This is a genomic window from Actinocrinis puniceicyclus, from assembly GCF_018283645.1.
Taxonomy (GTDB): Bacteria; Actinomycetota; Actinomycetes; order Streptomycetales; family Catenulisporaceae; genus Actinocrinis; species Actinocrinis puniceicyclus.
In genome coordinates, this window is the sequence record NZ_JAGSXH010000149.1 from 1 (window position 1) to 10,935 (window position 10,935).

The window sequence follows — 10,935 nt, forward strand, 5'->3', positions numbered from 1 at the left end:
GCGAAACCAACATCGCCAAAGCCCTGCGCAGACACGCCCGCAGACCCGAACTCCTGACAGGACTACTCCACCTGACCTGACGATCACCCAGAAAAAGGACGAAAGATCACTTTGTCATTAACCCTGGTACCATAGCCGTCCCGGAAAGCCTGTACGTAATAGGGCGTCGAGCGTGGCTTTCGCCTCACCAGCCCCGAGCCTTCCACTCCTCCAGGTGTGGCCGCTGCGCACCCAGCGTCGTGTCACGCCCGTGCCCCGGATACACCCAGGTCTCGTCGGGCAGCACGTTGAAGATCTTCTCGACCACATCGTTGTAGAGCGTTGCGAAGCGCTTCGGATCCTTCTGGGTGTTGCCGATCCCACCCGGGAAGAGGCAGTCGCCGCTGAACAGGTGCGGATGTCCCTTCGGGTCGTCGTAGAGCAGGGCGATGGAACCGGGCGTGTGGCCGACCAGGTGGATCACACGCAGCGGAATGTGGCCCACGTGGACGGTCTCGCCGTCGCGAAGGCGAAGATCGGTGCGGACCGCGATCGCGTCCGCGTCGTACTCGCCGGCCGCGGTGCGCGCCCCGGTGGCGTCGACGACCGCCTGCAGGGCCTGCCAGTGGTCCGGGTGCTGATGCGTCGTGACCACCGCGGCCAGCGAACCGTTGATCGTCTTGAGCAGTGGTTCCGGGTCGGCCGCCGCGTCGATGAGCAACTGCTCGTCGGTCCGGCGGCAGCGCAGCAGATAGGCGTTGTTGTCGAACGGGCCGACGGCCACCTTCGTGATGATCAGCGGCGCCAGCTCCCGCACGTCCGCCGGGCCGCCTACCGTCACGTTTCCGTGGTAGCTCACGGTACGGACCTCCTTGTCCGGTCAGTTCCAAATCGGCAGAGTGGGCAGCGCGTCGAAGGGTTCGACGGCCAGGCCGTCGCCGCTGCTGCGGCCGATCAGCCAGGCCACGAGTGCCGGCTGCGGGCCGCGCACGAGCAGGTGGTCCTTCTCCGCCGGGTCGCAGCCCACACCGACCGCCCGGGCCGTGTCCTCCGCATAAACACGGAATGGCGTCGGGACGTGCGTCGGGTACGCCGGGTCCGCGAAACGCTCCGCGACCATCTCCAGCTCCGGACCGGTGAAGTCGGCCGGCCAGTGGGCCGGAGAGAAGCCCATGTCCAGATCGACATGGTGGACGAGCACCTCTTCGAGCCGCCACCACGGGACCTTCGCCGCCGGCTGCGGGCCACCGGAGGGGCGCTCGATCTTCGCCGACCACTGCTGCGGGGTCAGCCGCGAGGCCGCCTCGGCGAATCGCTCGCCGGCTTCTCGCACGTCGGCGACCAGTTCCGCGGCCGTGCGCGACGCGCCCGCCTCGATCTGCGCGTCCCTGGCCTCCCGGCTCGCGTAGGCGTCGTGCCGCTCTCCGGTGACCGCCCACGTCAGCAGCCGTGACAGTCCGTCGGCGTTGCGTGCCACATGGGTCAACACGTGGCCGCGGGTCCAGTCGGGCAGGGCGGACGGTTCGCGCACCGCCTGGTCGTCGAGCCGCTCGGCAGAGCCCAGCAGCTGGGCGGTCGCGTCGGCGACCGCGGCGAGCAGCGCGGTCGGATCATAGGCCGGGGAACGCGGATCGATCGTCATGGCTCTACTCTCGCGCAGTACGGCCCGGCCGCGCCACGCGCGCGGACGCCGCCGGCCACCGGAGCGCTTCGGCCGCGGCTTCGGACGACCGGCCAAGTCTGTCGGCGCCGCCGCCTAGCATTGTCAGGGAGTGTGCGGCGAGTCGTGAAGACGGTTCAGGACAGACGGACGTATGGGAGCCACGGTGACGGACAAGCTGGTGGTGCGCGGTGCGCGCGAGCACAATCTGAAAGACGTCTCGCTCGATCTGCCGCGCGACGCCCTCATCGTGTTCACCGGCCTGTCCGGCTCCGGCAAGTCCTCCCTCGCCTTCGACACGATCTTCGCCGAAGGACAGCGGCGGTACGTCGAATCCCTGTCCGCGTACGCGCGCCAGTTCCTCGGCCAGATGGACAAGCCGGACGTGGACTTCATCGAGGGCCTTTCACCCGCGGTGTCGATCGACCAGAAGTCCACCTCGAAGAACCCGCGCTCGACGGTGGGCACCATCACCGAGGTCTACGACTATCTGCGCCTGCTCTACGCGCGTGCCGGGCGGCCGCACTGCCCCGAGTGCGGCAGGCCGATCGCCAGGCAGGCCCCGCAGCAGATCGTCGAGCGCGTGCTCGAACTGGAGGAGGGCACCCGCTTCCAGGTGCTGGCCCCGGTGATCCGCGAGCGCAAGGGCGAGTACGCGGAGCTGTTCAAGGACCTGCAGGCCAAGGGATACAGCCGGGCGCGGGTGGACGGGGTGGTGATCCAGCTCGCCGAGCCGCCGGCGCTCAAGAAGCAGGAGAAGCACACGATCGAGGTGGTCGTGGACCGGCTCGCTGTCAAAGACTCGGCGAAGCGGCGGCTGACCGACTCGATCGAGACCGCCCTGGGGCTGGCCGGCGGCATGATCACGCTGGACTTCGTGGACCTTCCCGAGGACGATCCGCAGCGCGAGCGGATGTACTCCGAGCACCTGTACTGCCCCTACGACGACCTGTCCTTCGAGGAGCTTGAGCCGCGTTCCTTCTCATTCAACTCCCCGTTCGGCGCCTGCCCGGAATGCACCGGTCTGGGCATCCGGATGGAGGTGGACGAGGAGCTGATCATCCCGGATCCGGAGCTGTCCGTCGCGAAGGGCGCCATCGCCCCGTGGACCGCGGCCGGGCAGGGCTCCGAGTACTTCGGGCGGCTGCTGGAGGGCCTGGCCGACGAGCTCGGCTTCGATCTGGACGTGCCCTGGCGCAAACTGCCGGCCAAGGCCCGCAAGGCGATCCTGCAGGGCCACAACCACAAGGTGACGGTCAGCTACACCAACCGCTTCGGCCGCACGCGCAGTTACTCCACCGGTTTCGAGGGCGTCATCCCGTGGATCGAGCGGCGGCACGCCGAGGCGGAGTCGGACAGCGCCCGGGAGCGGCATGCCGGCTATATGCGCGAGGCTCCGTGCCCGGCCTGCAAGGGCACCCGGCTGAAGCCGCTCGTGCTCGCCGTCACGCTGGGGGAGAAGACCGACGGTGACGGGGGCGGCAAGTCGATCGCCGAGGTCGCCGCGATGCCGGTGGGGGAGTGCGCCCGGTTCCTCAAGGACCTGAAGCTGTCCTCGCGCGAGGCACAGATCGCCGAGCGGGTGCTCAAGGAGGTCAACGAGCGCCTCCAGTTCCTGGTGGACGTCGGGCTTGACTACCTCTCGCTGGACCGGGCGTCGGCGACCCTGGCCGGCGGCGAGGCCCAGCGCATCCGGCTGGCCACGCAGATCGGTTCCGGCCTGGTCGGGGTGCTCTACGTGCTCGACGAGCCGTCCATCGGCCTGCACCAGCGCGACAACCACCGGCTGATCGAGACCCTGATCCGGCTGCGCAACCTAGGCAACACCCTGATCGTGGTCGAACACGACGAGGACACCATCAAGGTGGCCGACTGGGTCGTGGACATCGGACCCGGCGCGGGCGAGCACGGCGGGCACGTCGTCGTCTCCGGTCCGGTCTCCGACCTGCTGGAGTCCGCGGAGTCGCTGACCGGCGCCTACCTGTCGGGCCGGATGCGGATCGAAATGCCCGCGCAGCGCCGCCCGGTGGATCCGAAGCGGGTGCTGACCGTGCACGGGGCGCGCGAGCACAATCTGAGGGACATCGACGTCAGCTTCCCGCTCGGCTGCTTCGTCGCGGTCACCGGCGTTTCCGGGTCGGGCAAGTCCACGCTGGTCAACGACATCCTGTACACCCACCTGGCCCGTGAACTGAACGGGGCGCGCGCGGTGCCCGGGCGGCACACGCGGGTCTCCGGGGTCGAACACCTGGACAAGGTCGTGCACGTCGACCAGTCGCCGATCGGGCGCACCCCGCGGTCGAATCCGGCGACGTACACCGGGGTGTTCGACCACATCCGGCGGCTGTTCGCGGAGACCACCGAGGCCAAGGTGCGCGGCTACCTGCCGGGGCGCTTCTCCTTCAACGTCAAGGGCGGGCGCTGCGAGAACTGCCAGGGCGACGGCACCATCAAGATCGAGATGAACTTCCTGCCTGACGTCTACGTGCCCTGCGAGGTCTGCCACGGCCACCGGTACAACGAGCAGACCCTGCAGGTGCACTACAAGGGCAAGACCATCTCCGAGGTGCTGGAGATGCCCGTGGCCGAGGCGCTGGAGTTCTTCGAGGCGATCCCCGGCATCGCCCGGCATCTCAAGACCCTCAACGACGTCGGCCTCGGATACGTGCGGCTCGGCCAGAGCGCGACCACGCTCTCCGGCGGTGAGGCGCAGCGGGTGAAACTGGCCTCGGAACTCCAGCGCCGCTCCACCGGCCGCACCGTGTACGTGCTCGACGAGCCGACGACCGGCCTGCACTTCGAGGACATCCGCAAGCTGCTCGGCGTGCTCGGCCGGCTGGTCGACTCCGGCAACTCGGTCATCGTGATCGAACACAACCTGGACGTGATCAAGACCGCGGACTGGATCGTGGACATGGGACCGGAGGGCGGCCGCGGCGGCGGCACCGTGGTCGCCGAGGGCGCCCCGGAGCAGGTGGCAAAGGTGAAGAGCTCGTACACCGGGCACTTCCTCAAGGAGATCCTGCTCCAGTAGGCCGGCCTGGCGCCTGCCAGGGGAGCACACGGACGCGAGAGCGCGCGGAACTTTACCGGACGCGGCCGGTTCGCAAGAAGCCCGGAAACCCCGCGATCTGAACCGCTTCCGGCGTTCACGCGTTCTTCAGAACGCCGTGACAGCGTCGGGTGGCGGGCGTCGCTAGGCTCCCGTCCGGACAACCGAAGACGCTGTCGCCCGATACCGCTTTCTCGTGGAGGAAAGAACCGATGGCCCTGGAAACGACCGAGCAGCCCACCGCCGCGCAGGCCGCCGAGCAGACCGCCGAGCAGACCGAGACCTGCTGCGGATCCAGCCGCCGGGCCCTGCTGCGCACGGCCGGAGCGGGCGCGGCCGCAGCGACCGTCGGGCTGACCGCGGCAGCCTGCGGCTCGTCCAGCGGCGGTTCCTCGAACGCGAACCCCGGTGACGCCGCGGGCGCCGGTACCTCCCCGGCCGCGACGTCCTCGGATTCCGGCTCCTCCGGTTCCGGTTCCGGCTCCGTCGGCAGCGCCCTTGCGCAGACCTCGGACGTCCCCGTCGACGGCGGCAAGATCGTCAACAGCGACGGCGGCATCGTGATCACCCAGCCCGCGGCCGGGACGTATAAGGCGTTCACCGCCGTGTGCACGCACCAGGGCTGTACCGTCGGCTCGGTGTCGGACAACCAGATCGTCTGCCCCTGCCACGGCTCGGTCTTCAGCGCCAAGGACGGCTCGGTGGTCCAGGGCCCGGCCCAGGCCCCGCTCGCGGCCATGAACATCAAGGTCTCCGGCGGACAGATCTTCCTGGCCTGACGTTCGCGCGCCCGCGGCGGCGACGGACTGTCGCCGCGGGCCACTAGGCTGGCAATGTGACCGATCCGGCGACCTACCGACCGGCCCCCGGCTCGATCCCCACGCAGCCCGGGGTCTACAAGTTCCGCGACCCTCACGGCCGCGTCGTCTATGTCGGCAAGGCGAAGAACCTGCGCTCGCGGCTGTCCAACTACTTCCAGGACCTCGCCGCGCTGCACCCGCGCACCCAGGCCATGGTGACCACCGCGGCGTCTGTCGAGTGGACCGTGGTGAGCACCGAGGTCGAGGCGCTTCAGCTTGAATACGCCTGGATCAAGGAGTTCGACCCGCACTTCAACGTCCGGTATCGCGACGACAAGTCCTACCCGAGCCTCGCGGTGACCGTCGGCGAACGGATCCCGCGAGTGCAGGTGATGCGCGGGCCGAAGCGCAAGGGCGTGCGGTACTTCGGCCCCTACGCGCACGCGTGGGCGATCCGCGAGACCGTTGACGCGCTGCTGCGGGTCTTCCCGATGCGCAGCTGCTCCAACGGCGTATACCGGCGCGCCGAGCTCTCTGGCCGCCCCTGTCTGCTCGGGTACATCGGCAAGTGCTCCGCTCCGTGCGTCGGCCGGGTGACCGCCGAGGAGCACCGGCGCATCGTGGAGGACTTCTGCGCCTTCCTCGCCGGGCACACCGCCGCCTACATCAAGCGGCTGCAAACCGAGATGAAGCAGGCCGCGGCGCAGCTCGAATTCGAGAAGGCGGCGCGGCTGCGCGACGACCTGGCCGCACTGGAACGGGTCCTGGAACGCAACGCGATCGCGCTCGGCGACGCCACCGACGCTGACGTGATCGGCATCTGCGAGGACGAACTCGAGGCCGCCGTGCAGGTCTTCCACGTGCGCGGCGGCCGGGTGCGCGGCCAGCGCGGCTGGGTGGTCGACCGGGTCGAGGAGCTTGACACCGGCGGCCTGGTCGAGCACTTTCTGCAACAGCTCTACGGCGAGCAGTCCGGCGACGCGGTGCCCCGGCTGATCCTGGTGCCCGCCCTCCCGGAGGACAGCGCCGCGGTCAGCGCCTGGCTCAGCACACTGCGCGCGGGGGAGACCCAGAGCGCGGCCAACGGCACCGGGCGCGTCGAACTGCACGTGCCCCGGCGCGGCGACAAGCGCGCGCTGATGGAGACGGTCGAGCGCAACGCCAAGCAGTCCCTCGCGCTGCACAAGACCAAGCGGGCCGCCGACCTGACCACGCGCAGCCAGGCCCTGCAGGACATCGCCGACGCCCTCGGCATGGATCAGGCCCCGCTGCGCATCGAGTGCTACGACATCTCCAACCTCCAGGGCACCAACGTGGTCGCCTCGATGGTCGTCTTCGAGGACGGGCTGCCGCGAAAGTCGGAGTACCGGCGCTTCACCATCAAGACCGTCGAGGGCCAGGACGACGTGCGCTCCATGCACGAGGTGCTGACCCGCCGCTTCCGCCGCTACCTCGCGGAGACCGCCAGGCGCGGCGAAGCCCTGCTGCCGCCGGATGATGCGGATGCGGATACGGATCCGGAGCCGGATGCGGACCTGGACGCCAATGCCCGCACAGGTGCCGACACCGGTACCGACGCCGGGAGCGGCGTGCTGACGGTGACCGGTTCCGGGCGCGATGAGATCGCGGACGGTGAGAAGCTCAGCCGAAGCGCCTATCCGCCGCAGCTCGTGCTGGTCGACGGCGGCCCGCCGCAGGTCGCGGCCGCCGCCCGGGCGCTCGCGCAGCTGAGCATCGACGAGATCGCGGTCGCGGGCCTGGCCAAGCGGATGGAGGAGGTCTGGCTGCCCGGCGAGCCGGACCCGGTGATCCTGCCGCGCGCCAGCGAAGCGCTCTATCTGCTGCAGCGCGTGCGAGACGAGGCGCACCGCTTCGCCATCACCTTCCACCGGCAGAAGCGTTCCAAGGCCATGACGGTCAGCGCGCTCGACCAGATTCCGGGCCTGGGGGAGGTCCGGCGCAAGGCGCTCGTGAAACACTTCGGTTCGGTCAAGGCGCTGCGGGCCGCCACCGCCGATCAGCTGGCCGCGGTGCCCGGGATCGGACCGGCGACCGCCGCGTCGATCGCCGCGGCTCTGGCGGGGGCCGGCCGCGGCGAAGGCGCCGCGCGGATGTACGCCATCAACACCTCCACCGGTGAGATCATCGAAGAGGGTGACAATTGAGAGGAAACGGGCGTCCGATGCGCCCGTGACCGCCTCAACAGCACGGCACGCCGAGTCCAAGGGGGACGCAGAGACATGGTGAGCGCCGCTTCGAGCGCGAAGGAACCGGAGCAGCAGCCCGGCGGGGAGCCGTCGGAGCTGGTCGTGATCTCCGGCATGTCCGGGGCGGGCCGGTCCACCGCCGCCAAGGTGCTGGAGGACCTGGGCTGGTTCGTGGTGGACAACCTGCCGCCGAGCCTGATCCCCACGATGGTCGACCTCGCCGCGCGCACTCAGGACAGCGTGCCGCGCATCGCGGTGGTCGTGGACGTGCGCGGGCGCTCGTTCTTCGAGCACTTGCACGAGGCCCTGGAACAGATGGACTCCGGCGGATTGCGCCACCGCATCGTCTTCCTGGAGTCGGCCGACGACGTGCTGGTGCGGCGGTTCGAGAACGTGCGCCGGCCGCATCCGCTCCAGGGCGACGGGCGGATCACCGACGGCATCGCCCGCGAACGCGAACTGCTGCGCGGGCTGCGCGGCGAGGCCGACCTAGTGCTCGACACCTCCAGTCGCAATGTGCACGAACTGCGCGCCGTGCTGGAGAGCGTCTTCGCCGGCTCCGCCGAGGTCGAACTGCGCGCGACCGTGATGTCCTTCGGGTACAAGTACGGCCTGCCGGTCGACGCGGACCTCGTGGTGGACTGCCGTTTCCTGCCGAATCCGCACTGGATCCCGCAGTTGCGGGCCAGGACGGGGCTCGATCAGGAGGTGAGCGAATACGTGCTCGCGCAACCGGGGGCGAAAGACCTGCTGGAGTCCTACGGCGAGGTGCTGCGCACCATCACCGCCGGGTACCGGCGGGAGGGAAAGCGTTATCTGACCCTTGCGGTAGGGTGCACCGGCGGGAAACATCGCAGCGTCGCGATGGCGGAACAGATCGCGGCGCGGCTGGTCGACGACGGCGTGGATACCACGGTGGTCCACCGGGACATGGGACGCGAGTGATCGAAGCCGAAGACGGTGCGCCGGCGCGGCGCGACCGAGCCCCCGGAGGACCGCGGGTGGTCGCATTCGGCGGAGGCCACGGTATGTACGCGTGTTTGTCCGCGTTGCGGCGGGTCACCGACCGGCTCACCGCGGTGGTGACGGTCGCCGACGACGGCGGCTCCAGCGGCCGCATCCGGCGGGAACTGGCCGTGCTGCCGCCGGGGGACCTGCGGATGGCGCTGGCGGCCCTGTGCGGCGACGACGAATGGGGCCGCACCTGGGCCAACGCCTTGCAGCACCGATTCTCCGGCGATGGACACCTGGCCGGGCACGCCCTGGGGAACCTGCTGATCGTGGCGCTGTGGGAGCAGCTGCACGACCCGGTGGGCGCGCTGGACCTGGTCGGGCGGCTGCTGGGCGCGCAGGGCCGGGTGCTGCCGATGTCCGCGGTGCCGCTGGAGATCGAGGCGAGCGTGCGCGGCGCAGACCCGGCGCATCCCGACGCGATCTCCACCGTGCGCGGGCAGCACGCTCTCGCCAAGACCTCCGGCGAGGTGTTGGCGGTACGGCTGCTGCCGGAGAACCCGCCCGCGGTGCCTGAGGCGGTGGCGGCGATCCACGAAGCGGACTGGGCGATCCTGGGACCCGGCTCCTGGTTCACCAGCGTCCTGCCGCACCTGCTGGTGCCCGAGCTGGCTGAGGCGCTGATCACGACGCGGGCCCGCCGGATGCTGGTGCTCAACCTGGTGCCGCAGGCCGGTGAGACCGATGGTTACACGGCTGCGGACCACGTCGAGGTGCTCGCCGCGCACGCGCCCGCGCTGCGATTGGACACCGTGCTGGTCGACCCGAGCTCGATACGCGGCGACGAGGAAGGCCGGCAGCTGGCGAAGGCGGCTGCCGAACTCGGCGCACAGGTGTATACGGCCGCTGTGGCGGCACAGGGCGGTGTGCCCTACCACGACCCGGAACGGCTCGCCGCGGTTCTGCGTTCGCTGCTTGTCTAGCGGACGCGGTGGTGCGGCGGTGTGTCCGCGTTGAAACAACAGAGCGTTGAAACGGCGCCGTTGGTTGAACACTGTGTTGTTGGTTGAACACTGTGTTGTTGATTGAGTACGGTGTTGCTGAATGGGCGCTGTGTTGTTGAGTGACGCGGCGCTGAATGAACAACCGTGCTGAGTGAACCACGGTACTGAATGAGTACCCTGATGATCACGTCTCCCGAGGCTGATTCGGTGCGGGACGGCTGTGCCCGGGCCCGAAAAGACGCCCCCGGCAGTGCTCACACCACTCACTCCCGTTCGCACCGCTCACATCTGCTTACACGGCCGATACCCCGACGGCGCACGCGGCGTCGTTCCGGGGTCTTTTCGGTCACGGCGCTGCGGATTGCGCCGTTCGAGTGTCATCCTGACCGGTGATGTGCGAACGGATGGGGAAGGTCCGCGGCACTCGGGCCGTTACGCTACTGCGGTACCCGGCCTGACCCGTCTTCGTAAGCGGCGGACGTCAAGGCAGTGCGCGCCCGGGCGAACCGGGGGGCGAAATCAGCGAGTCGAGGAGGCCGCGAGGCGATGGCGATGACCGCGGCGGTCAAGGACGAGCTGAGCCGGCTCATCGTGGTGAAGCCGTGCTGCCGCAAGGCGGAGGCCGCCTCGCTGCTGCGCTTCGCCGGTGCGATCCACCTCGTGCAGGGCCACATCGTGATCGAGGCGGAACTGGACACCGCGTCGGCGGCCCGGAGGCTGCGCAAGGACATCGCCGAGGTCTACGGCCACACCTCGGAGCTGGGCGTGATGGCGCCGGGAGGGCTTCGCCGCGGCAGCCGGTACATCGTGCGCGTGGTCAAAGACGGCGAGGCGCTGGCCCGGCAGACCGGTCTGGTGGACGGCTGGGGACGACCGATCAGGGGACTGCCGCCGCAGGTGGTCTCCGGATCCATGTGCGACGCGGAGGCGGCGTGGCGCGGCGCCTTCCTCGCGCACGGCTCGCTGACCGAACCCGGCCGCTCCTCGGCGCTGGAGATCACCTGTCCCGGGCAGGAGGCGGCGCTCGCGCTGGTGGGCGCGGCCAGGCGGCTCGGGGTCTCCGCGAAGAACCGCGAGGTACGCGGCGTCGACCGGGTGGTCGTGCGCGACGGTGACGCGATCGGCGCGCTGCTGACCCGGCTCGGCGCGCACGAGTCGGTGCTCGCGTGGGAGGAGCGGCGGATGCGCCGCGAGGTGCGGGCCACCGCCAACCGGCTGGCCAACTTCGACGACGCCAACCTGCGGCGCTCGGCGCGCGCCGCGGTGGCCGCGGGGGCCCGGG

The 10,935-nt window shown here is 69.9% G+C and carries 8 protein-coding genes; 6 read left to right on the plus strand and 2 right to left on the minus strand.

Going from position 1 to position 10,935, the window contains the following annotated elements; all coding sequences use genetic code 11:
• Positions 1-184 precede the first annotated feature (184 nt).
• Both KGA66_RS25505 and KGA66_RS25510 read right to left on the minus strand, forming a co-directional pair.
• Positions 185-838 carry an MBL fold metallo-hydrolase gene (locus tag KGA66_RS25505; protein WP_211471479.1) on the minus strand — a complete coding sequence of 218 codons (654 nt, stop codon included), beginning with the start codon at positions 836-838 and terminating at the stop codon, positions 185-187.
• A 21-nt stretch (positions 839-859) separates the two neighbouring features.
• Positions 860-1,621: a maleylpyruvate isomerase N-terminal domain-containing protein gene (locus tag KGA66_RS25510; protein WP_211471481.1), complete on the minus strand. Its 762-nt coding sequence runs from the start codon at positions 1,619-1,621 to the stop codon at positions 860-862.
• 184 nt (positions 1,622-1,805) lie between these two features.
• On the opposite strand from KGA66_RS25510, the gene uvrA reads away from it, so the two are divergent.
• The 6 genes from uvrA to whiA all read left to right on the plus strand — a co-directional run.
• Complete coding sequence (gene uvrA / locus KGA66_RS25515; RefSeq protein ID WP_312887072.1) at positions 1,806-4,673, plus strand: excinuclease ABC subunit UvrA; 2,868 nt, start codon at positions 1,806-1,808, stop codon at positions 4,671-4,673.
• Positions 4,674-4,903: 230 nt separating this feature from the next.
• Complete coding sequence (locus tag KGA66_RS25520) at positions 4,904-5,470, plus strand: Rieske (2Fe-2S) protein (protein ID WP_211471483.1); 567 nt, start codon at positions 4,904-4,906, stop codon at positions 5,468-5,470.
• A gap of 56 nt (positions 5,471-5,526) precedes the next feature.
• Positions 5,527-7,656: an excinuclease ABC subunit UvrC gene (gene uvrC, locus KGA66_RS25525; RefSeq protein WP_211471485.1), complete on the plus strand. Its 2,130-nt coding sequence runs from the start codon at positions 5,527-5,529 to the stop codon at positions 7,654-7,656.
• 75 nt (positions 7,657-7,731) lie between these two features.
• Positions 7,732-8,643, plus strand: a complete 912-nt coding sequence (rapZ, locus tag KGA66_RS25530; RefSeq protein ID WP_211471487.1) for an RNase adapter RapZ — start codon at positions 7,732-7,734, stop codon at positions 8,641-8,643.
• The gene (locus tag KGA66_RS25535) at positions 8,640-9,632 is read left to right on the plus strand and encodes a gluconeogenesis factor YvcK family protein (protein WP_369015965.1); all 993 of its coding nucleotides are present in this window, start codon (positions 8,640-8,642) and stop codon (positions 9,630-9,632) included. Before rapZ ends, KGA66_RS25535 begins: the two co-directional genes overlap by 4 nt.
• A gap of 567 nt (positions 9,633-10,199) precedes the next feature.
• A partial coding sequence (whiA, locus tag KGA66_RS25540) for a DNA-binding protein WhiA (protein ID WP_211471492.1) occupies positions 10,200-10,935 on the plus strand: 736 nt, incomplete at its 3' end.

Coding starts and splice junctions, on each gene's coding strand:
- KGA66_RS25510 (WP_211471481.1), bottom strand. CDS start 1,621: ATGACGATCGATCCGCGTTCCCCGGCCTATGATCCGACCGCGCTGCTC.
- KGA66_RS25520 (WP_211471483.1), top strand. CDS start 4,904: ATGGCCCTGGAAACGACCGAGCAGCCCACCGCCGCGCAGGCCGCCGAG.
- rapZ (WP_211471487.1), top strand. CDS start 7,732: ATGGTGAGCGCCGCTTCGAGCGCGAAGGAACCGGAGCAGCAGCCCGGC.